Origin of the sequence: Erysipelothrix amsterdamensis, from assembly GCF_940143175.1 — a bacterium.
Taxonomy (GTDB): Bacteria; Bacillota_I; Bacilli_A; order Erysipelotrichales; family Erysipelotrichaceae; genus Erysipelothrix; species Erysipelothrix amsterdamensis.
Window position 1 is genome coordinate 1,155,505 of record NZ_OW659496.1, and the last position, 22,517, is coordinate 1,178,021.

Here is a 22,517-nt window from a genome sequence, read left to right on the forward strand (position 1 = left end):
TGTTCGTGAATTAACCCTTTGTGATGGGTTCTAACTTCAATCATCCCCCGATAGAATATGATTTATGTTCACCTAAATATTAGCATTTTCAACACATTTTAGCAAGCGCTTTCAACACTATAAAACATACATATCGCTGAGCTTAGTGCTCAGCGATAATAATCAATTTTTAGATTTGGAAATAAACTTTGATCCGTAAAAACATCTCCCTGTTCATCATGTTCTGTTAGTATTACTAATTTATCGTTTTGAATTTCTTTTTTTGTTTTTTCAAGAAGTGCCTCGATATCTGTCTTACCAATTTGTTTCAATCTGGATTCATCAAAAGCCAAGCCAACAGCCTCATTGTTTAAGTCAACACTGAGTTGTTTTCCACCTGGAAATTTACCTTCGAAGTTATCTACAAGAAGATTTGTGACCGTTTTTCGAATACCCTTGGTTGCAGAATAAACCACTTTACTGCTTAAGTACGATTGATCAACATCTACCCCGATATAACGTTTATCTGCATCTTCAGCAGCTTTTATGATCGACTGACCAGCACCACCCGCCGATCCGAAAACAACCTCCGTTCCTTCGTTATACCAACTAGACCCTAACATTTGTACTTCTGTAGATGGCTCGAATGCCCCAGAGTATTTATATTTGAGATCAATAATTTTATTTATACTTTTAGCGCCTTCTTGCAAGCCTCTTACAAAACCCATTCCGTAACGTTCTACCGCAGGAATCTTAGCACCTCCCACGAATCCTACTTTAGTATAACCCTCAAGTGCAGTGACGTATCCAGCTAAATAAGCAGCTTGTTCTTCTCTAAATAAAACTGGAACGAGATTATCACGAATTTCGATTGTTCCTGACTCATTAGGTTTTGGTAAAGCATCAATCAGAATAAACTTAGTGTGTGGAAAATCATTTTGTACTTTAGCCGCAGTTGCTTCAAAATAAAATCCCGGTAAAACTACGACCTTAGCGCCTCCTTCTTCTATTGCTTTTTGAATTTCATTATAGAATGCAATATCATCTTTATTTTCTGGTCGATAATATTTATACGAAACATTATGTTCCTTACAAAAATCAATAATACCTTCCCAAGATTCTTGATTAAATGAGTGGTCATCGATCGTACCAATATCCGTTATCAAAGCAATTTCAGAAGTCGTCTGATCTTCTGTTGGTTTTGAAGAGCATGCTCCAAGCAAAAATAAACATATCAATAAAATAATAATTTTGGATTTCATAATCATCCCCCCTTGCACTTTAACTTTATCAAGTGAAAGTACGAGATTCAAACACTTATTTTTCCACTTACGCGAAAAAAAAACGGCACTTAAGCCGTTTTATAATAACTATTTAATAAATGTGATATTAATGTTTTTCAAGATTGGATCACTGATAACATCTGAGAAATCATCAGCATGTTGTTTCTTGATTGCTGAAGTAACACCATCTTTATCCGCTTTCATATCTAAGATAACTTTATCCAAATCTTCTTGTTTGAAAGTTTTGAAACGGTCGAAGTTCTTTGGTAATCCGACACCATCATCATTGATATTGTAAGCATGTTGTGTTCCACCTGGGAATTTTCCATCATAGTGTGCTTTCAAGCCTTCATAAACAGCAAGTTGAAGTTCTTTTAAAGCTGATGTAATAATTGTTTCGCTTTCGCCTGCTTGGTCCACATCGACCCCAATAACTTTAGCTTCTTTATCTTCTGCAGCCTTAAAGACTGAAGGTCCAGCACCACCAGCAGAAACGAAGATGACTTCAGTTCCACCTGCATACCAGCCGGATGCTAACATTTGAACTTCTTGTGACGCTTCAAATGTACCTGAATATTTATACATCATATCGACTGTAATACCTAACTCTTCAGCTGCGTGATTTGCTCCGTAAACATAACCTAAACCGAACTTTTCAACAGCTGGAACTTTCATACCACCAATGTAACCTAATTTAGTATAGCCATCTTTAACTGCAGCATATCCTGCTAAGAATCCAGCTTGTTGTTCTTCCCAAACAACTGAATACATATTAGGACCAATAACTGGCTCTGACTGAGGTGTCTCCGATGGAGCACCGTCTACAAAAATAAAGTTTACATCTGGAAATTCTTGTTGTGCTCTAAATGCTGCGTTAGCGAATAAAAATCCTGGCATAACAACAACCTTAGCGCCCCCTTCAGTAATCGCTTTTTCGATTTCGTTAAAGTATGCCTCGTCGTCTTTCGCAACGGGACGGTAGTATGTATATGTAACTTTATTTTCATCTCCATACTGTTTAACGCCTTCGTATGAACCTTGGTTAAATGAGCGGTCATCAATTGTACCAACGTCAGTAATCAAAGCGATTTCTGCGCCTTTTCCATCTTGAGCTTTTTCTCCACCTGAACAAGCGGTAAGAGTAAGAGCTAACAAGACAACTAAAACACTAGAAAATAGTTTTTTCATCTGTTTCCTCCATACAAGTTTCCTTGTGTCTATATCGTATCGAATTTTATATTGATAATCAATAGAAATGTCACAAATAAATGTAACCGGTATCATTTATGTAGGGATAAATTTTAAATCGTTATAAATCACGAATCAACTAAGAACAAAAAATGAGCATTAATACACCTCTGCATTAATGCTCATTCTATTTAATTGTTCAAAATATTAATGAATTTTTTATTTTTCGATTTTATGAATATAACGTGTATTAATTTCGTTTTCAACCATTTGCATGAATGCATCTAAATCAAAAGGATTTTGTGCTCGTTCACCATAACGACGAACGTTGACGCTACGATCTTCAATTTCTTTATCTCCAATAATTAATTGAAGTGGAATTTTATTCTTCTGTGCTTCACGTAAACGATAACCTAATTTTTCATTACGACCATCAACATGTGCACGAATCCCTTTTTCTAAAAGAAGATTGCAGACTTCGTTTGCGTAATCCATATGGAACTCCGTATTAACTGGTATAATTTCAATTTGTTTTGGAGCCATCCAAACTGGAAAACCACCTGCAAAGTGCTCAATAAGAATACCAATAAAGCGTTCAATTGACCCGAAAATAGCACGGTGAAGCATGATTGGACGTTTTTTCTTACCATCTTCCGCAACATACGTGAGGTCGAATCGTTCAGGAAGATTCATATCCAATTGGACTGTACCACATTGCCACACTCGGTTTAATGAGTCTCTTACTTTAAAGTCTAGTTTAGGACCATAGAAAGCACCATCGCCTTCATTAATCTTAAAGTCGACACCAGCAGCCATACAAGCCTCTTTAAGCGCTTGTTCTGAACGATCCCAAACTTCTATGTCACCAATATATTTGTCCTCAGGACGAGTTGATAACTCGATTGAATAAGAAAGACCAAATGTTGAATAAATTTCATCAATGAAATCTAAAATTTCTACAATTTCATCTTGTAATTGATCCTCACGCATAAATAAGTGGGCATCATCTTGAGTAAAAGAACGAACGCGGAATAAACCGTTCAAAGCACCACTTGCCTCATGACGATGAACATGTCCCATCTCAGCAAGTCGAATTGGTAAATCACGGTATGAATGCAAACCGTTTTTATAGACCAGCATTCCTCCTGGACAATTCATGGGTTTAATTGCGAATTCACGATCATCGATTGTTGATGTATACATATTTTCGCGATAGTTTTCCCAGTGACCTGAGACTTCCCACAACTCTTTATTTAACATCGTTGGCGTTTGTGTAAATACATATCCTCGTTTGATATGTGCATTGTAGTAATACTCATCCAATGCATGGCGCAATGTCATACCATTTGGTAACCAGAATGGGAACCCTGGTCCAAATTCGCTCATCATAAAAAGTTCAAGTTCTTTTCCGAGTTTCTTATGATCACGTGCTTTCGCTGCTTCTAACCATTCAAGATACTGGTTAAGATCTTCTTCAGTTTCAAAAGTAATTCCATAAACACGTTGAAGCATTTTGTTATTGGAATCGCCCTTCCAATATGCTCCAGAAACCTTAAGAAGCTTGAAATATTTCATTTTCTTTGTCGTTTCGACATGTGGTCCTCGACATAAATCAATAAATTCTGCTTGACGGTATGCTGTTATTGTTGCATCATCCTCAAGATTGTTAATAATATCGATTTTATATGAATCATCTTTAAAAATTTCTAAAGCCTCTTCTTTTGTTAACTCTTCACGTGTAATGCGTTTATCTTCTTTTGCAATTTTACGCATCATTGACTCAATTTTAGGTAGGTCTTCTTCTGTTAAAACTTGATCCCCTAAATCCATGTCATAATAAAAACCGTCTTCAATTACAGGCCCAACCCAGAACTTTGCTTCAGGATATAGACGCTTCACAGCATGAGCAAGTAAGTGTGCTGATGAGTGATTCAAGATATTAAGACGTTCGTCTTCTCTAATATTTACCATAATAACCTCCTCTATAAAAAATAAAAAACGTAAATCCATCCAAAAGGACGAATTTACGCGGTACCACCTTTAATTCACAATTTAAATTGTGCACTTAAACTGTTAACGCCAGAATACGGGATTTTTTCTAAAATCCAACTCTGAGGTGGTAAATACGCATATTCTACGAGAAGTTTTCACCAACCACTTCACTCTCTAGTTCAAAACAACGTATTTTTGTCCTCTTCACTGTTTATATATTATTTATACATCAATAGTAAAAAAATATCAACTAAATTACAAAATTACCTTCACTAAATACGACAATTTCTTTATCATCGTGTGTCGTTCCTACAACACTCATATCCTCGCTACCAAACATAAAATCTTCATGATTTAATGAATCATTTGCATTATGGGCAAGTAATTCTTCATCAGTCATTTCAGTACCACCCTTAAGATTCATTGGGTAAGCACGGCCTAAGGCCATATGACATGATGCATTTTCATCAAAAAGCGTGTTATAGAATAAAATATTCAAGTCGGAAATTGGAGATTGATGCGAAATGAGTGCAATTTCTCCAATGTGACGGCTACCTTCATCCGTATTTAAAAGTTGTTCTAGTGTCTCACGTTCTTGTTTTGCATCAAACTCAACAACTTTTCCGTCAACAAATTTCAGCCAGAATTCATCGATAAGCTTACCATTATAGTTTAATGGTTTAGTACTATAGACAATTCCATTTACGTTAAGGCGATCTGGCATGGTGAATGATTCCTCAGTTGGCATATTCGGATTAAATGTATAGCCACGTTCTGAAACTTCTTCTCCGCCAGCCCATACATGATTATCAACCAATCCAACGACAATATCGGTACCCTTAGCATTTTTGAAATGTAATGATTTAAAATTGTAATCGTTTAAAATTTGATTTTGATGTGATAGTTTTGCATTATGTTTTTCCCAAGCTGCAACTGGATCATCATTTTCATTAATACGTACGGCATAAAGAATAGCTTCTAACAGTTTTTCATACGCTTCTTCAACCTCAAGATCCGGGAAAACAACATGTGCCCATTCTTTAGTTGGAAGTGACACTAAAGACCACTGTCCTCGGTTCGCCATCGTATACTCTCGCATGCGCTTTAAAGCTTGTCCTTGTGCTTTAGCTTGTGCAGCCAGTTTATCACCGTCTACATCAGCCATTAGCCCTGGTGATGGCGCGTAGATAGAGAGACGGCATAAATCTTCATCTAAATAACTATCGTATTCGTCAATAAGCCATTGAGGAATATCGGTAAGTGTTTCAATATCTTGATTTTGAACATGCATTTTCGCTATATGATCATCACCAAATTTGATAACAACTTTTTTTGCACCTGCAGCATAAGCTTCCTCTACAATCAAACGAGCAAATTCATAGTGCTCCGCTTTGACATTAACTAAAACTGTTTGTCCTTTTTGTACATTAACACCTGAACAAACCGCAAGTTTAGCATATTTTTTTAATAAATCATTCATTATCTGTGACCTTCTTTCGAGTAACACAACATCGCCGCACCTATTACACCAGGTTCATCCAACTTCGCTTCAACAAATTGAGTATCTCTCATTTGTTCATGAACGAGTTCCTGATAGTAACCGATCATACGGTCCCAATATAAGTTTTTTGATTTCGTAACACCACCACCAATTACAAAAATATGTGGATTACATACATGCGCAATTGAAGAGAGCATCATTGCGAAATCGTAAGACATTTCATCAATAAGTTGAATCGCCTGTTCATTTTCTTGTTCCATAAGGGTGAAAATTTCTTCTGCAGACTGAATTTTTGGATCAATCAATTCTTGAGCTTTACGAACTAATGCCGAACCACTTGCTTCATTTTCAACCGCACCCGCATTTAAAGTATTAATGTCCGAACGTCGAACACGTTCACGATCTATCACGATATTACCGACTTCACCCGCATACCCCTTGTGACCAGAAAGCACTTGTCCATTAAATACAAGTGCCCCCCCAATACCCGTAGAATGCGTTAAATAATACACAACGTTGTTGCCTTTACCTGCACCGACTAGTGCTTCAGCAAGACCTGCAACGTTTGCATCATTATCCATATAGATTGGTAAATCTATATGTTTTTTAAGATAATCGATTACCGGATACTCCGTAAACCCTTTCATGTTAGTAGATAAGGTTACGCACCCAAGTTCTGTGTTAACTGGACCAGGTAAACCCAGTCCAATTCCAACACATTCGTCAAATTGTTTTAAGTTTTTTATCATCGAAATGATGTTATCTAAAACAACTTCTGGTCCCTCAAGTGCGTATGATTCGCTCTTAACTTGCTCATGAATCTTTCCATCTTCATCAATAACAGCCACACGTACATTCGTACCGCCTAAATCAACTCCGATATATTTATTCATAACAATCTCCTTATTTTATTTCAATAATTTTCATTGTATTTGTATTACCGGTACCTGTTGGGTATCCAGCAGCAATAATAACTTTTTTACCTGGTTCGATTCCGAAGTTTTTAGCAATTGTATTTGCAATTTCATCATCGTTTGTCATTTCATTTCGGATATCTGAAACAACTGGTTTAACACCCCATACGATTTCGAGGCGATTTTGTACTTCTTTAGTGAAAGTAACAGCAATCACAGGAACGTTAGGACGGTATTTTGAGATACGTTTAGCAGTTGAGCCGCTTTGAGTAAATGCAATTACCGCAGCAACATCATCAAGGTTTAATGCTGTTTCAGCAATTGAAATCCCGATTGAATCTTGAATTGTTCGTTTTGATGATTTAATTGAATGACGTAAACGATCACGGTAAGGAATAATTTCTTCCATAGCAATCGCAATTTCTGCCATTGTACGAACCGCTTCAACTGGGTATGCCCCAACAGCAGATTCACCTGAAAGCATAATTGCATCAGTACCGTCTAAAATTGCATTGGCAACATCACTAGCTTCAGCGCGTGTAGGACGTGGGTTTTGTTGCATTGATTCAAGCATATGAGTTGCTGTAACTACAGGTTTACCCATTCTGTTTGCTGTTTTAATGATTTGTTTTTGGTAAATTGGAACTAAGTGTGTACTTACTTCAACACCTAAGTCTCCACGAGCAACCATAACTCCATCTGCTACTTCAAGAATGCTTTCGATGTTATCGAATCCTTCTTGGTTTTCAATCTTAACAATGATTTGGATATCTGGTTTACCAGCTGCTTCAATAACTTCGCGAATATCTAAAACGTCTTGTGCACGTCGAACAAATGATGCGGCAATATAGTCAATACCATTAACTGCACCAAATGTGATATCTGCACGATCTTTTTCAGAAAGGAATGGCATACTTAACACTACATTAGGTACGTTAACACCTTTACGTGTTTTAATAAGACCTGGATTATCGATACGACAAACGAGATCACCATCTTTTTTATCAATAACTGTAAGTTTCATTTTACCGTCATCAATAAGTAGGTAATCATCAACTTTAACATCTTCATAAACTTCTGGTACTAATAAAGTAAAACGTTCGTTATTTCCTAAATAATCTGCATCAAAACCTACACGAACAATATCGCCCTCTGCAAATTCAAGTGCACCATTTTCCATGTCGCCACAGCGAATTTCTGGACCTTTAGTATCTAAAAGAATCCCTAGGTTAATACCAATTCGATCACTTACTTCGCGAACGACTTTCATACGACGTAAATGATTTTCTTGAACATCGTGAGAGAAGTTAAAGCGAACGATATTCATTCCCTCATTTGCGAGTTTTTCAATCATCTCTGGTGATTCGGAAGCGGGTCCGATAGTACAAATAATCTTAGTTTTTTTCATTTCATGCATATTGTTTATCCTCCTATACCAATCTGTCATGTAATTCAAACAGCGCTCTACTTGATTTTTTAGGCATTTTCAATGCTTCATCAATATCGATTGCTACTATTTCTTCGTTTAAGATGCTGACGCATTTTCCGCCATCACCTGCGATAAGCAGTCTAACTGCCTTATCACCGAATTGTGTTGCTAAAATACGGTCACGTGCTGTCGGTGATCCACCACGTTGTATATGACCTAAAACAGTTGAACGGCCCGAAAAACCAGTATGTCTTGAAATCTTTTGCGCTAGAAGTTCTACATCAGTTATTTTTTCACTAATGATAACAATTGCATGTCGTTTTTTCTTCACTTCTTCAATTCTGCTTAAGCGTTCTAATACTTCTGATTCATCATATCCTGTTTCTTTTGTAATAATTACTTCCGCACCTGTAGTTAATCCAGCATAGAGGGCTAAATCACCACATCGATTTCCCATAACCTCTACAACTGAACAACGATGGTGTGAACTCGAAGTATCACGGAGTTTATCAACATTGAGAATAACTGTATTCAACGCTGTATCAAAACCAATCGTGTAATCAGTAGATGCAATATCATTGTCAATGGTACCTGGAATTCCGATACAGTTAATCCCCATCTCTGTAAGTGCCATCGCACCACGGTAACTTCCATCACCACCTATGACAACCAAACCTTCAATACCGTGTTTCTCTAAGTTCGCTACAGCTTTTTCGCGAACTTCAAGAAGCTTAAAGTCCTCAAGACGTGCACTCCCTAAAATTGTTCCACCTTGAATAATAATGTCACTAACATCACCACGACTTAGCTTTCGAATATTATCGTTTACTAAGCCTTCGTATCCGTCAAAAACACCAAACACTTCAAGTCCGGCTGAAATACCAGAACGGACAACGGCACGAATCGCTGCATTCATGCCCGGAGCATCACCACCTGAAGTTAATATGCCAATCTTCTTCATAATTCACCTCTCTTGTAATCATACCACTATTTTATTGCTATTTCTCTACAAAATGTTGATAAATTACTTGTTTCGTCTATTTTGTCCTACCATTTCATATGGGATTGTTAAAGCATGGATACGATCTACCAATCTTTTAGCTCGAATCTCATCAGAAGTTCCCTTATTATCGAGTTTGTATAGGTCAACAAGCATGTCAGGACTGTAATTACTTGTTATTATCGTCTTTTTTTTGTTTTCAAGTCGTTCATTTAGAATCGACAATAAGATTTCATCACGACTCCATGACGTGATTGGCTCCGCACCCAAATCATCCAAAACAAGCAATGGAACCTTTCTTAGCTTTCTTAACGTATATTCCATCTCGGTCGGATGTGTAAATAATTGCTTTAAATGGCTCATAAGTTTTGGTACATGAATAAACGCAACATTGCGACCACTCTTCGCAAAGTCGTTTGAAACACACGCACTTAAATAACTCTTTCCAATCCCTAAATTACCGTATAAATAGTATCCTGGTTTATCATTTTCAACAAAGTTAATCATATCTTCAAGAACGCCCAAATAATTAGGGTTCTCATTTTCAATTGATATTTTCGAAAATAATGCATCGTGCAAACTAAGTGGTAAATCAAAGATAACATACTGACTTAAATAAGCATTTTCTTCTGCAATCTCGCGAACAATTGGAAGTTCAAAAATTTGCTCAGATAATATCCCAGTTGATTGATCATAAATTAGGTCTACATATTGACCCAAACTTGGATCGTTTTCAAGTTCTTCAGCTGAGTATGATTCAGCTTTTCGCTTATTTAGAACCCAATTTTTGAATTGAAACGCATTCGCTTCAACAATCGAATCTGGACACTCAAATCGTTCCATGAAATCGATTATTTCTGGTAATATACGTAAACGTTCAAACGTTTCGACACGCTTTTGAACTTGCTCATCGGATAACTCAAATTTTAGATTACGTAAACTCATCTAGATCTCTCCTTTACTTAGCATCCCTTTTAATCGAGATTTTAGTTCATCAACATCTTTATCAATAGTAGTATCTGTGGAATAGGTTGGTGCTGCAACTTCAACCTTCGGTTTAGGTACACGCTTATTACTTGATGAATTTGGCGCCTCGCGTTCTTTAAGAGCATCCTCCAATGTTTTTACACCACGACGTTTCCATGATGATGCAACCTTTTCAACAAATCCTCTGTTTAAATTTTTGTCATTTGTTTCTAGAATATACTCTACAAGTACATTAATGACCTTATTATCAAAGCCGAAATTATGCTCTAAAGATTTTAACAGTTTGCGATCTGCATCAATAATATATGTATCCTCTTGTTTATATGCCAAGAAGCTAACAGGATCAAGTTCATATGGATCTGAAACACTTTCAACACTTTGCGTTCCGTGATTTTTTTCAATAAGATACTGAAATTTTTTCGAATCAAAATCACCCGTTTCAAAATTCGTAGAAGCCATTAATACTGATTTCATGTCCAAGTAGTTCAAATTATAAAAAGAGCCAAACACCCCTACTTTTTCACGAACAAGCTCGGTTCGAAATGCCAATGGATACATAACGTTACTTATCGACTTAAAGAAGCCCTCAACATCGAATTTATGCTTACGATCTGTGTCTGTACCTTCAATGCGTTTTGATGTATATGATTCTTCTAACGACTCATCCCAGGATGATAATCGAGATAAATCAAAACTTGCAGATATTTCATTATCCAATTCAACACAAATACTTTTACGATAGCGTGAACAAACCTCAATAAAAGCTTCGTTCCCTCGTACAATTGCATAGAGTCTTCCAAAGGTTGGATGTTGTAAGAAATCATGAGGACTAAGCGGTGGTGTCAATACAAGCGTTAAAACTCCTGTGTCATAGGTACGAATAAGTGCAAATCGCTCTAACTCTTTTCGATAATCGTTTAAATCCGATGTCCCAAGGTGCAACATATGAGTCAAAGTTTTAATTGTTACCTCCGACTCAAATTGACCAAACTCATAAAGTGTTAAATATAAACTTAATGCAGGATATGAAAAAAGAGGTTGATATAAGAGGATCAATGACTCCATTTGATCGGGTGCTATTTTAAAATCTACATTTGTTTTATATACGACTTCTTGCATCAATTGTATCCTCCTTTTTTTATTTTTTCAATTAACTTCTCAGTGTCCCGATTTAAGTCAACGATCGTACTATTATTACATAGAATATAGTCTGATTTTTCTTCTTTTATCTTTTCCGAATACTGACGATTCATTCTTCGATCAATATCTTCAGACTTCATACCACGATTTAATAACCTTTTAATCCGAGAATCATAATCAGCACTCACCATAATGATAAGGTCAAACAGATCCTCCATCTCTGACTCGAAAAGAAGCGGTACTTCGAAAAAAATCAATGTCTTTTTATCATCATGAATATTCTGGATAAATGCTCTTACTTCCGCAAAAACTTTTTCTTCAAGTCGTTCGAGTAATTTAGAATTTTTAAATAATATTCCAGACATAATTTGTCGATCCACCGTTTTATCAAGCCGAAGAATTTCAGGTCCCAATAATTCAATAATAAAATCATATAAAATGCCCTCTGGTTCGTAAAAAGAATGTGTCAAACGATCCATGTCATAAACTTCATAACCTAATTCAACTATATGATGACTTACACTCGACTTCCCGGCTCCAATTGTTCCAGTTATTCCAATTTTCATATCTGCACCTTCTGACATTTTTCACAAAATACAGTTGATCGACCCGATACAACAATTCGTTTCATAATCGAACCACAACGCGAACACGGATCGCCTGCTCTCCCATATGCATTAAGGTTAATTTGGAAACGACCCGATACATTAAGCGATGAAGTGTATGAACGCACAGTTGTTCCTCCGGCTTTGATTGCGTTACTAAGGACAACCTTCGTCGTCTCTACAAGTAAATCGCACTGTTTCATCGTTATTTTCGAACCCGTAGTGAGAGGATGAATTTGAGTTTCATAAAGAATTTCATCTGCATATATATTACCAATTCCTGCAATAATACTTTGATCCAATAATATTGTTTTCATAACACGGTTGGAATGATGAATTTTCTGATAGATGTATTCACCATTCAAATTTGTATCAAATGGCTCTAAACCTAGGTTTTTTGTTTCTAAATATTTTAGTGGCTCTTTGACGATAGCCATACGTGAGAATTTTCGTGTATCTAAATAGTGAATCGTGCCACCATCATAATTAATAACACAGTGCGTATGCTTCGATGGAGCTTTATCGTAATCGTAAAGATGAAACTTTCCTTCCATTCTTAAGTGAAGAATCCAATGCAATCCATTAGACATCTCAAACCAGAGGTATTTCCCGCGACGATGAAATGCCTGAAAGCTTGAGCCTACCAGACTCTCTAGTGGATATTCAGATTGATCTTCGAGTAATTTTGGATAAATAAAATCTATCGAATCAATATGTTTGTCTTTGAGAGACTTCTCAAGTGTTCGTATAATTGTCTCAACTTCTGGTAATTCTGGCATACTTAATACCAATCCTTACCTGTATCCACAGAAACGTTTAAATCAATTGGCCATGAGACAATGTGTTCCATAACTGATACCATCAAATCTTGAATGTATTCAAGTTCATCATCATAAACATCAAATACGAGCTCATCATGAACTTGTAAGATCATCGACGATCTATAGTTATTTGACGTCAATAATTCATCTGCTTTGATCATTGCTATTTTGATAATATCTGCAGCCGTACCTTGAATCGGCGCATTCATCGCTGCACGCTTTCCAAAATCTTTCACTGCACGATTCGCATCATAGATTTCAGGAATATAACGACGACGATTAAAAAGCGTCTTAACGTAACCATCACGCAAACAGTCTTCAACGACAGAATCCATATATTTTGTAATGTTAGGGTAAATTTCGTTATATCGTGTAATAAAATGACGTGCTTCTGGAATTGTTATATCCAACTGTTTTGAAAGTCCATACTCTGACATACCATAGACAATTCCAAAGTTAACACTTTTTGCTTGACGTCGCATAGTACTTGTTACATCTTCAACACCAAATATAGCTTTCGCTGTTTCAGAGTGGATATCATGACCTCCGTTAAATGCTTCCATCATACGTTTTTCATCTGCTAAATAAGAGAGTACACGGAGTTCAATTTGAGAATAATCAATTGACATTAAGGTACAGCCTTCGGACGCTACAAAGGCTTTCCGAATCATTCGTGTTTCTTCGTCACGAACCGAAATATTTTGTAAATTTGGATCACTTGACGATAATCGACCTGTTTGTGTTGCGTGTTGATTAAAAGAAGTATGAATTTTACCATCAGCATGAATATGCTTCGTTAAACCTACAGCATAAGTACTATAAAGTTTTTGATACTTTCGATATTCTAAAATTGGAGCTATGATTGCATGTTCTTCAATTAAGCCTTCAAGCACATCCACAGCAGTTGAACGTTTCTTTTTAGTAGGCAATTGGAGATGGTCAAATAATACCTCTGCAAGTTGTTTTGGCGAATTTAAATTGAATTCCATCCCTGCAAGTTCATAAACTTGATTGCTGAGTGTCTCGATTTTTTGATGTGTAACGCGTGCGATTTCATCTAGAACGCTTCGATCAACATTAATTCCTCTAAACTCACACTTCGATAGAATCGGAACTAAAGGCTTTTCAATCTCTTCATATACTGAATAAACTTCAATCTTATCTGCTTCAGATTTTAGTGTATTAAATTGGGTAAGTATTGCTTGAGTAAATGCTGCACCTTTTTCCATACCTTCATATTCATGAAACCATAAACCAAATTCATCTTTTAATCGTGCCATAGTCGTTATTGACGAGTTCACAATAAATGCAAGAAGTAATAAATCATCAAATTGATTCATTATTTCTATATCGTTTTCTAAACAAAATCGATAGAGTGACTTAGACGAGTCAACCACAATAGAAATATCCGATGAAATGAGCGCTCTAAAAGCCTCATTTCCAACCATTTCTCCAAATGTTAAATAAATATTCTCTTTACCATCGGAAAGGTAACACCCTTCTAGGTTTCCTTTTTTGTCAAGTTCCATTGAAATTGCAATCATCGACTTTTTCCAAGATAAATCCAAATCAATAAATTTGATTGTCTCTTTTTCAACCACTTCGACATCATAATTATCAGTAATGAGTGAATTCATATCATATTTACGATAGAAAGCATTTAATGACTCGTTTGGTATCTCATACTTGATGCTGGAAAGATCAATATCAAGTGGAACAGAGGTATGTATTTCAGCCAATTGATAAGACATCCTCGCTTGTTCTTCGAATTCGCGAATTTTTTCGCCCATTTTCCCTTTAATTTCTTCTTTATGCATATACAAATTGTCAAAAGTACCATACTGCCCAAGAAGTTTAAGTGCAGTTTTCTCACCGATTGATGGCACACCAGGAATATTATCACTCGCATCACCCATTAACGCTTTCATATCTACAATTTGTTTTGGTTCAATACCCATTTCATCCATTAAACTTTTTTTATCCATAAGGCGTAAATCCGTAAGACCTTTTTTCATAAGCAAAACATCAACATTATCATCAATAAGTTGCAACATGTCACGATCACTAGTTAAAATTTCAACTTTATAATCCGGATACATTTTTGACATTGTTCCGATAATATCGTCCGCCTCGTAACCACTTAGTTCAAACCGTTGAATTGGATACGCATCTAAAAATTCACGTACAAGCGCAAATTGAGACACCAATTCTTCATCAACCTCTTTACGAGTCCCTTTATATGCATCAAACATATCATGACGAAACGTTTTATCCTTTGTATCAAAAGCCACAAGTACATGTGTAGGATCAATGATTTCTATAGCTTTAGCAAGCATTGTTGAAAAGCCATATACAGCATTGGTGACAACTCCTGAACTGGACTTCATGTATCCCCTTGAAAGCGTTCCATAGTAAGCTCTAAAAAGCATTGAATTCCCGTCTATTAATAATAATTTATTCATGTTTTCCTACTTTCTAAATAAGTAAAACCCTTGGGATTACTTAGCAATCGTCTCAAGGGTTTCTAGATTAAGTCTCATTTTCGCGATGTAATCATAATTCGCTTCGATATCTTTATCTGATAGATTATAAAGATTGCTTAATTCAATTTGTGTTAAATTAAACTCTGTTTTTAATTGATTAAATAATTTTACGTATTCTTCAGGCATATTCTCTTCATATGCAATGAACTGAACGCCATCTTTCGCAATTCGTGCTCGAATCGCATTGAGCATCTCTTCATCTGGTAGAACACCGTATTTTGATAATGTCGCTGGATAAACACCGATATTATAGCTCTTTTGCCAGTTGCCAAAAGATGGTGTCATCGATACAAATTTAATTCCTTTTTCGGAATCACGTAAAAGTTGATATTGTGCTTGAAGACCTGTTAACTCTACTTCTAGTGTTTCAAATTGCTCTGTAAAATACGCCTCTTCATCTGGATAAGTCTGTACGAGCCAATCTTTGATTGTTCGCGCCATTGAAGTCATCGCTAAAGGATCCATCCATAAAAACGGATCTTTGTCATATTGATCAACTCCAGTAAAAGCATCCGACTCATAATATTCAGATTCAATTGCATGCGATTGTCCATCAACAACAACATTTGTGTATCGTTTAAATGGATATAACATGGATCGTTCCGATAAATCAATCATCTGTAATTTAGAGTTTTGAAGATCATCCAAGTAGAGTTGCCAATAAGGCTGTAATTCATTAATATAAAAAATTGTATCTGCTTTTTTTATAATTTCTTGAAAGTCATCTTTTACCGTTGCCTGTTGAGGTATTAAACCTGTGTCAATGCGCTGAACGTTAACACGTTCTCCCGCAAGACGTTCTACTAGGAACTGAATCGGATAATTCGTAACAATTACATTCCTACTTCTAGGAACACATCCTGACAACGTACCCAGTATGATAACCAACACTAGTAATTTACTCATCAATCGTTTCATACACAACCTCTTTTCACATTTTATTATACACTAATTTTCTTCAGGGATAACCCAATTATTCTTTCTCAAGTTGAATAATGCTCGTATTGAGAAGTACAATGGCATCGAAATCAAGATCCCTACAAAGCCAAATAAAACACTCGATGCGAAAAACGCAAATAAGGACCAGAGCGGTTCGATTTTATCACGCTTGGAGTAAACCATAGGAGAAACTACATAACCATCAACATTTGATAGAATAACCAATCCGATTGTAAGAATAATCACTCTCGGTAATGGTAACGTTAAAGCCGTTAGGATTCCCAATACATGCACGACGGTTGGACCAATATATGGAATTAACAATCCAAATGCTGTTAATACTCCGAGAACGAATGCATAATTATGTCCAACAGCTAAATAAAGCAAACTATACTCAATACATGTAATTGTCATAATCACAACGAGTGTCCCTAAATAGCGACTAACCGCATGATCAATAACAATGATTGAATTTCCAAGCTTTGGAGAGATATTATTCGCAATACGTAAAACGCTCCCCGTAAAATTTTCATAATCGAATACAAAATACATCCCGATAATAAACGAAAAAATACCCGTAGTGATTGTTGAAAAAATCTTTGATATAAACTGCGAAGCAGCTGCTGGTAGTGTTGGTATCTGACCCACAATCCCATTAAGCATTCCCATCACTTGTTTAAAAATATCATCTGCCCACGGAGAAGGATTATTATGATTAATTTCTTTATAGTAATTATAGAGTTGTTGAATTCCATCCATACTATTACCGATTAACTGCGAAATATCTGTATACAATGACGGTAAGATCGATGAAAAGAGCAGCACTATCAAAACCACAAATAATACAAGCGTAATTGGAACACTAATTGCTCTTTTAATATTATATTTTTCAAAAAACACCGCAATCGGTCTTACAATATATGCAAGCGCAAATCCAATAATAAATGGCAGCAGAATTCGCTTAGCTAATTCAAATGCATGTTGCCATACAGCCCATGTTTGCATCAATAAGAAAACACTTAATAAAAATAACATAAATGGAACAAGTTGTTTCCAACTGAAATGATCGTCAAAAAAATTTTGAATACGTTGAAAAATGTTCATTAGTTTGTTTCTCCCTCTATTTTTATTAACGCATATATAAATTCTGAACGCGTTGCATAATCATACGATGCATTAATTTATATAACGTCATAGCGATTGGTAGCAGAATTAAATTACCAATAATAACCCATAACGTTCGGGTACTTATAAAAGTAATTAAACTATATGACACCCCTTTTACTAGAGGTAACATGCCAAATATTAACATTTCTTTAATAAATAAACCAATAACGGCTAAGACTAAGAACTCGAAGGTTGAAGTACCAATATAACGGTCCCATACTCTCAAGATCGCTATCGTGATTGAATAACTGACAAAAAACATTGGAAACGAGCCAATATGGCATAAATCCATCCAGATTCCTAATAGAATTGCTTTAACTATCGATTCCGTTTGTGAATCATTTTGAGTCAATAACATGAGTCCTAAAAAATGAAGACTACTCACAAATGTTAAGGAACTTAAACCCAGTTGTGTAAAGAGTGCATTAAAAATTGAATCTAAAACCAAAAGAACTACAATATACAAGAAATGCATCCAGCGAATCATTCTCATGATTTCTTCACCACCGATACATATTTAATATTATTGTAATCAACAGAAGGCTTTACATAAACCAATACACCCACACTATCCGCAACATTTTTAACAGAATCCACTTTTCCAACAAATAAACCGCTTGGATAGACACTACTTATACTTGCCGTTGAAACAGGCATATCCGCAGCAATGGTCGATGTTGATTCAAGTAAAACAACTGAAAACAACTTTTTCTCGTGGTCGTAAGAATTCAAAATCCCTTGAACATAATTTCCTTTGGAAACCTCAATTTGTACCGTAGCATTTGAATTCTCATCATTCGCGATAAGAAGGGCTACTAAAGATTGATTTTTATCAACACTTAAAACCTTACCAATGATGCCCTTTGGCGCTACAACACCATCCCCTACAGCAACACCATCTTGGCTCCCCTTATCAATCGTAATTACAGAATCCCATTTTTCTGATGAACGGTTTTTAACCGTTGCGTTAACTTGTGTATATTCTGAATATACTGAATTTAGTTCATTTAGAGCCTTTAATTCTGCAACTTCACTCTCTAACTCATTTAAACGCGTTTGCCAATGATGCGATGTTTCCAATTGCGTTCTTAACTTATCATTTTCATGGCGTACATCCCACATCGTTGATGTGTCTTTTACAACATTACTTACTGTCTCAATTGGATAATCGATAAGGCCATAACGTACCATCGAAATGAAACTAAAGAAATTACGATCTGACGATTCATAAAATGATGATTTTTTAACAAATCCCATTCCAAAAAGACAAACAATAACTGTTGTTAATAAATATATAAGTACACGTCTAAAATTATTCTTTCGTTTCATTTAATCACCTTCTTTATTATACTTACAAATTCAACTTTTTACAAATGAAAGAATAAGGGTTTTAGCCCTTATTCTTCAAACAAAACCGGATGCAAATGACGCAAAGAAACCGAGTTTGTAGAAGTAACAATAATGTGGTCAACAACTTCAATCCCCATCATCATTCCGACCTCTATTAAGGCTCGTGTCACCTCCAAATCAGCCTCACTAGCACTTAATGACCCCCCGGGATGATTATGAACTAGCACAATCCTTGACGCATTGCATCGGACCGCCTCTCTAAAGACATCGCGAGGATGAACGAGACTTTTATCCGCTGTACCCTTAAATAAATCTAAATAATGTATCAAGTTATTTTGATTGGATAAGAAAAGCACTCGAAAGAGTTCCTGTTCCTCAAATCCGATTTCAAGATTTAACCAACGAACAATTCTATCAGATGAACTTAGTTTGATTTTCTCTCCAGGAAAAGGACTCACAATTCTTCGCAACAATTCATGCACTGCGAGTAAAGTTGTACACTTCGCCTGTTTCATTCCTTTGATTTTTGATAGTTGACTGTATTGAATTTTAATTAGATTTTGAATTCCACCAATTGATATCAACACCTCCGAAGCAAGAGAAACGACATGTTTATTTCGTGTTCCTGTTCGAAGCAAAATCGCTACAAGCTCCTCATCGGTCAATTTATTCGGTCCAAGCGCTAATAGCTTTTCTCTTGGTAAAAGTTGAGATCGTTCCAAGTCAACGTCCCCATTGAATTTTTGCTTTACCATAAGATAGACTACCGCTACTGCTTGTGAGGATTTTGTAAACAGCAGCCAAGCCTATTAATACAATTAATCCTGTTAAATATAACGAAAGCATATATCACCTCCGTTACTAGGTATGTACTTTAGAAATAACTTCATAAAAAAAGAAAGAAGCGTGTTCTTTCTTTAATTCTTATGATTTAAAAAGATCAAACATTGTTTATTATCGTGTCTTAAAGAACTCAGGAATATCGTTGTTTTCGGTGCGACGTTCTTCCTGATTGTTATGAGATGTTTGATATGCCGGTCTTGATTCTGCAGCAGTACGCGTAGCATGAACTTCTGGCGCTGGTTCTTCTGCACCATCAAATCCAGTAGCAATAACAGTTACAATAATTGAATCTCCAATATTTTCGTTGATTGCGACACCAAAGATAATATCAATATCATTTCCAGCTGCATCACGAATATAATCTACTGCTTCTGACGCATCTTGAATTGAAATTGAATCACCACCGGTAACGTTAACAATCGCGTTACGAGCCCCATCAATTTGCGCTTCTAAAAGTGGAGAAGTAATCGCTTTTTCTGCTGCTTCGATTGATTTGTTTTCACCTTGTGACATACCAATCCCAATCAAGGCACTTCCTTGTCCGGCCATAACTGAACGAACATCTGCAAAGTCAAGGTTAATCATTGCAGGAACAGCGATTAGATCTGTAATTGTTTGAACACCTTGTCTTAACACATTATCTGCTTCTTTAAATGCCTCTTGGAATGGAATTCGCCCGATTACTTCTAACAATTGATTATTGCTTACAATAATCAGCGAATCAACGTAAGATTTCAACTCTTCCAAACCTGACATTGCTTGATTTGAACGACGGCGTCCTTCAAATGTAAATGGTTTTGTAACGATACCAACAACAAGTGCTCCCTCTTCTTGCGCAATTTTCGCAACAAGTGGAGACGCTCCTGTACCTGTTCCACCGCCTAAACCTGCTGTAACAAACACCATGTCAGCATCTTTTACAGCTTCTCGAATTTCATTTTCACTCTCAACAGCAGCTTTGCGTCCCATTTCTGGATTAGCCCCTGCTCCAAGACCTTTTGTTACTTCTCGGCCCAATTCAATACGATTCACTACAGGTGAACAGTTAAGCACTTGCAAATCTGTATTTGCGACATAAAATTCTACGCCCTTCATGCCTTCATCTACCATGCGATTAACCGCATTACATCCTGCGCCACCGACACCTATTACTTTAATTCTTGCTACTTGTTCAAAATTCGCATCCATATTTGTTCACTCCTCCATCTAACGTTCAAAGAACATGCTCTTTAGTTTTTGAGTAATCGAGTCATCTTCATCTTTTTCATATTGTAACACAACTCGTTTAAACTCATCTTCATCAACGCTTGAGAGTGTTACATCACGGAATATACTTTGGTCTTTATAAAAGTAAAATGCCCCTACAAGAGATGTTAAACCATAGTCTTTTACACCAAATGTTGTAGAACGGTATGTAACCGCCTCCGCTTCTGTTATATTTTCAATACAATCTGTAACTCCTGAAATCTCTGCGGCTTCACCACTAATAATAAAACGCGGTTCTCCAAGATTTTCAAAAATCGGTTCACAACTACTACATATTTCACCCACAAATTTATTTATATCATCTGCGACTAAATTCATAAGATCTACCTGTGATAAGGTATGGGATGTCGATTTAGTCGACCAAATAAATATTGGGTCATCTTTCGGATTTTCATTATTCAAATCGATATTAAAATACAACAAACGATGTACAACATCGGTTGGTACCTTTAATGTGCGTTCGATTTTCTTCATAAAGACCTCAAATCCACGATCGATATAATCATTCGATAAGAGAATCCCTTTACTGAATAATGATAATTTTGTTAACTTTTCACCTAATGTTAAGGCAACAATCGGCTTATCAATTGATGCTTCGAATAAAGAAGCTTCTTTTGCGAAACCAATGTCATCTAAAACAATATCAATAATCTTTAATCCTGATTTTTCAACACATGACACATATGGGAAAATGATGGATTGTTTTCCAAAATAGCAGTCTGCTTCAATGGTCAAACTTTCACATCGTTCGTTTAATGGTAATTTACGTGTCGAACTTCCGTTCACAAAATATTTACTCATTAAAACATTTGTTAATATATGTCCTTCAGGAGCTTTTACGTTTAATAATTCTTTATATGCTCTTTTTACATCATTCTCAGAAATACGCCCAGTGATTGGTACGCGCAATTGTTTATTAATTCGCTTCATGTGGACGCCAGGAACAAGTAAAAGTACTTGCTTAATTACAACCCCCAAATTTCGCGATGCATTTTCAATCGCTTTTTTAATTGAATCGACCACATGTGTTTCACTCATGATCGAGTATCCTGCCACACCTAAATGTGGGACACGTTCAACCTTTAATATATTTAATCGGCCATTGAAAAATTGTCCAACTAACAAGCGCACTTCATGATCCGCGATTTCTAAAGCTGCAATAATTTGTTTCTCCATCAGCGAACCTCCTTGTGCTAATATCATAATATCATAATAAAGTCCAATAGCAAAGTGATAGATGGTGTGTTAAGTGCATTTTTGCTTGTTATTTCACACAAGAATTTTTGGTGATAATTTTTCTCTGAGATACTTGATTAAACAAAATCTATATGATATTATAGTCAAGCGTTATGAAATAGATAAGAAAGGGGGTTACGGTATGCCTAGAGTATGTTCCGTATCCGGTAAAAAAACACTATCAGGAAACAAACGTTCACATTCACTTCGTGCAACACGTCGTAAATGGAATGTAAACTTGCAAAATGCAACAATTATGGTGGATGGAAAACCAACTCGTGTCCGTATTTCCGCCCGTGCACTAAAATCATTGAAAGCACAACAAGCAAAATAA

20 protein-coding genes and 1 other annotated feature are annotated in these 22,517 nt (G+C 36.1%); of the genes, 1 reads left to right on the forward strand and 19 read right to left on the reverse strand.

Features of this window, described 5'->3' with window-relative positions; all coding sequences use genetic code 11:
• Positions 1–149: 149 nt before the first annotated feature.
• From NMG63_RS05435 to NMG63_RS05525, 19 genes are all read right to left on the reverse strand, one after another.
• On the reverse strand, positions 150–1,241 hold the full coding sequence (locus NMG63_RS05435) for a BMP family lipoprotein (protein WP_254006602.1): 1,092 nt from the start codon (positions 1,239–1,241) through the stop codon (positions 150–152).
• Between the two features lie 108 nt (positions 1,242–1,349).
• Positions 1,350–2,450 (reverse strand): BMP family lipoprotein, encoded by a 1,101-nt coding sequence (locus NMG63_RS05440; RefSeq protein ID WP_254007558.1) that lies wholly within the window; start codon positions 2,448–2,450, stop codon positions 1,350–1,352.
• Positions 2,451–2,669: 219 nt separating this feature from the next.
• Positions 2,670–4,421, reverse strand: coding sequence for a threonine--tRNA ligase (gene thrS / locus NMG63_RS05445; protein ID WP_254006604.1), 1,752 nt, complete (start codon positions 4,419–4,421; stop codon positions 2,670–2,672).
• Positions 4,422–4,461: 40 nt separating this feature from the next.
• Positions 4,462–4,659 (reverse strand) — a binding site (T-box leader).
• 33 nt (positions 4,660–4,692) lie between these two features.
• The gene (locus NMG63_RS05450) at positions 4,693–5,922 is read right to left on the reverse strand and encodes an aminopeptidase (RefSeq protein WP_123171373.1); all 1,230 of its coding nucleotides are present in this window, start codon (positions 5,920–5,922) and stop codon (positions 4,693–4,695) included.
• On the reverse strand, positions 5,922–6,836 hold the full coding sequence (locus NMG63_RS05455; RefSeq protein WP_254006605.1) for an ROK family protein: 915 nt from the start codon (positions 6,834–6,836) through the stop codon (positions 5,922–5,924). Before NMG63_RS05455 ends, NMG63_RS05450 begins: the two co-directional genes overlap by 1 nt.
• 10 nt (positions 6,837–6,846) lie before the next feature.
• Positions 6,847–8,274: a pyruvate kinase gene (pyk, locus tag NMG63_RS05460; protein WP_123171371.1), complete on the reverse strand. Its 1,428-nt coding sequence runs from the start codon at positions 8,272–8,274 to the stop codon at positions 6,847–6,849.
• 13 nt (positions 8,275–8,287) lie between these two features.
• Positions 8,288–9,247 (reverse strand): 6-phosphofructokinase, encoded by a 960-nt coding sequence (gene pfkA, locus NMG63_RS05465; RefSeq protein WP_123171370.1) that lies wholly within the window; start codon positions 9,245–9,247, stop codon positions 8,288–8,290.
• A 63-nt stretch (positions 9,248–9,310) separates the two neighbouring features.
• Positions 9,311–10,231: an ATP-binding protein gene (locus NMG63_RS05470; protein ID WP_254006606.1), complete on the reverse strand. Its 921-nt coding sequence runs from the start codon at positions 10,229–10,231 to the stop codon at positions 9,311–9,313.
• The gene (locus tag NMG63_RS05475; RefSeq protein WP_254006607.1) at positions 10,232–11,392 is read right to left on the reverse strand and encodes a DnaD domain protein; all 1,161 of its coding nucleotides are present in this window, start codon (positions 11,390–11,392) and stop codon (positions 10,232–10,234) included.
• Entirely contained in the window at positions 11,392–11,979 is a 588-nt protein-coding gene (coaE, locus tag NMG63_RS05480) for a dephospho-CoA kinase (RefSeq protein ID WP_254006608.1), read from the reverse strand. Before coaE ends, NMG63_RS05475 begins: the two co-directional genes overlap by 1 nt.
• A complete protein-coding gene (mutM, locus tag NMG63_RS05485) occupies positions 11,976–12,797 on the reverse strand; it encodes a bifunctional DNA-formamidopyrimidine glycosylase/DNA-(apurinic or apyrimidinic site) lyase (RefSeq protein ID WP_254006609.1) in 822 nt (273 codons plus the stop codon). Before mutM ends, coaE begins: the two co-directional genes overlap by 4 nt.
• A 2-nt stretch (positions 12,798–12,799) precedes the next feature.
• On the reverse strand, positions 12,800–15,301 hold the full coding sequence (polA, locus tag NMG63_RS05490) for a DNA polymerase I (protein WP_254006610.1): 2,502 nt from the start codon (positions 15,299–15,301) through the stop codon (positions 12,800–12,802).
• 36 nt (positions 15,302–15,337) lie between these two features.
• Positions 15,338–16,300, reverse strand: a complete 963-nt coding sequence (locus NMG63_RS05495; protein WP_254006611.1) for a metal ABC transporter substrate-binding protein — start codon at positions 16,298–16,300, stop codon at positions 15,338–15,340.
• A gap of 30 nt (positions 16,301–16,330) precedes the next feature.
• Complete coding sequence (locus tag NMG63_RS05500; protein ID WP_254006612.1) at positions 16,331–17,425, reverse strand: AI-2E family transporter; 1,095 nt, start codon at positions 17,423–17,425, stop codon at positions 16,331–16,333.
• Positions 17,426–17,450: 25 nt separating this feature from the next.
• Positions 17,451–17,981, reverse strand: coding sequence for a hypothetical protein (locus NMG63_RS05505; RefSeq protein ID WP_254006613.1), 531 nt, complete (start codon positions 17,979–17,981; stop codon positions 17,451–17,453).
• Entirely contained in the window at positions 17,978–18,817 is an 840-nt protein-coding gene (gene mreC / locus NMG63_RS05510) for a rod shape-determining protein MreC (RefSeq protein ID WP_013853063.1), read from the reverse strand. The genes NMG63_RS05505 and mreC overlap by 4 nt, the downstream gene beginning before the upstream one ends.
• A 68-nt stretch (positions 18,818–18,885) precedes the next feature.
• Complete coding sequence (gene radC, locus NMG63_RS05515) at positions 18,886–19,593, reverse strand: RadC family protein (protein ID WP_254006614.1); 708 nt, start codon at positions 19,591–19,593, stop codon at positions 18,886–18,888.
• A gap of 199 nt (positions 19,594–19,792) precedes the next feature.
• Positions 19,793–20,869 carry a cell division protein FtsZ gene (ftsZ, locus tag NMG63_RS05520; protein ID WP_254006615.1) on the reverse strand — a complete coding sequence of 359 codons (1,077 nt, stop codon included), beginning with the start codon at positions 20,867–20,869 and terminating at the stop codon, positions 19,793–19,795.
• Positions 20,870–20,887: 18 nt separating this feature from the next.
• A complete protein-coding gene (locus NMG63_RS05525) occupies positions 20,888–22,123 on the reverse strand; it encodes a cell division protein FtsA (protein ID WP_013853066.1) in 1,236 nt (411 codons plus the stop codon).
• A 202-nt stretch (positions 22,124–22,325) separates the two neighbouring features.
• Between NMG63_RS05525 and rpmB the strand changes: the two genes are divergently transcribed.
• Positions 22,326–22,517, forward strand: coding sequence for a 50S ribosomal protein L28 (gene rpmB / locus NMG63_RS05530; RefSeq protein WP_013853067.1), 192 nt, complete (start codon positions 22,326–22,328; stop codon positions 22,515–22,517).

Excerpts from the sequence above, each read along its gene's own strand:
- thrS (WP_254006604.1), bottom strand. The coding sequence starts at position 4,421 with ATGGTAAATATTAGAGAAGACGAACGTCTTAATATCTTGAATCACTCA.
- coaE (WP_254006608.1), bottom strand. The coding sequence starts at position 11,979 with ATGAAAATTGGAATAACTGGAACAATTGGAGCCGGGAAGTCGAGTGTA.
- NMG63_RS05450 (WP_123171373.1), bottom strand. The coding sequence starts at position 5,922 with ATGAATGATTTATTAAAAAAATATGCTAAACTTGCGGTTTGTTCAGGT.
- rpmB (WP_013853067.1), top strand. The coding sequence starts at position 22,326 with ATGCCTAGAGTATGTTCCGTATCCGGTAAAAAAACACTATCAGGAAAC.
- NMG63_RS05435 (WP_254006602.1), bottom strand. The coding sequence starts at position 1,241 with ATGAAATCCAAAATTATTATTTTATTGATATGTTTATTTTTGCTTGGA.
- ftsZ (WP_254006615.1), bottom strand. The coding sequence starts at position 20,869 with ATGGATGCGAATTTTGAACAAGTAGCAAGAATTAAAGTAATAGGTGTC.
- NMG63_RS05475 (WP_254006607.1), bottom strand. The coding sequence starts at position 11,392 with ATGCAAGAAGTCGTATATAAAACAAATGTAGATTTTAAAATAGCACCC.
- NMG63_RS05500 (WP_254006612.1), bottom strand. The coding sequence starts at position 17,425 with ATGAACATTTTTCAACGTATTCAAAATTTTTTTGACGATCATTTCAGT.
- radC (WP_254006614.1), bottom strand. The coding sequence starts at position 19,593 with ATGGTAAAGCAAAAATTCAATGGGGACGTTGACTTGGAACGATCTCAA.
- pfkA (WP_123171370.1), bottom strand. The coding sequence starts at position 9,247 with ATGAAGAAGATTGGCATATTAACTTCAGGTGGTGATGCTCCGGGCATG.
- NMG63_RS05525 (WP_013853066.1), bottom strand. The coding sequence starts at position 22,123 with ATGGAGAAACAAATTATTGCAGCTTTAGAAATCGCGGATCATGAAGTG.
- NMG63_RS05495 (WP_254006611.1), bottom strand. The coding sequence starts at position 16,300 with ATGAAACGATTGATGAGTAAATTACTAGTGTTGGTTATCATACTGGGT.
- polA (WP_254006610.1), bottom strand. The coding sequence starts at position 15,301 with ATGAATAAATTATTATTAATAGACGGGAATTCAATGCTTTTTAGAGCT.
- mreC (WP_013853063.1), bottom strand. The coding sequence starts at position 18,817 with ATGAAACGAAAGAATAATTTTAGACGTGTACTTATATATTTATTAACA.
- pyk (WP_123171371.1), bottom strand. The coding sequence starts at position 8,274 with ATGCATGAAATGAAAAAAACTAAGATTATTTGTACTATCGGACCCGCT.
- NMG63_RS05505 (WP_254006613.1), bottom strand. The coding sequence starts at position 17,981 with ATGAGAATGATTCGCTGGATGCATTTCTTGTATATTGTAGTTCTTTTG.
- NMG63_RS05470 (WP_254006606.1), bottom strand. The coding sequence starts at position 10,231 with ATGAGTTTACGTAATCTAAAATTTGAGTTATCCGATGAGCAAGTTCAA.
- mutM (WP_254006609.1), bottom strand. The coding sequence starts at position 12,797 with ATGCCAGAATTACCAGAAGTTGAGACAATTATACGAACACTTGAGAAG.
- NMG63_RS05440 (WP_254007558.1), bottom strand. The coding sequence starts at position 2,450 with ATGAAAAAACTATTTTCTAGTGTTTTAGTTGTCTTGTTAGCTCTTACT.
- NMG63_RS05455 (WP_254006605.1), bottom strand. The coding sequence starts at position 6,836 with ATGAATAAATATATCGGAGTTGATTTAGGCGGTACGAATGTACGTGTG.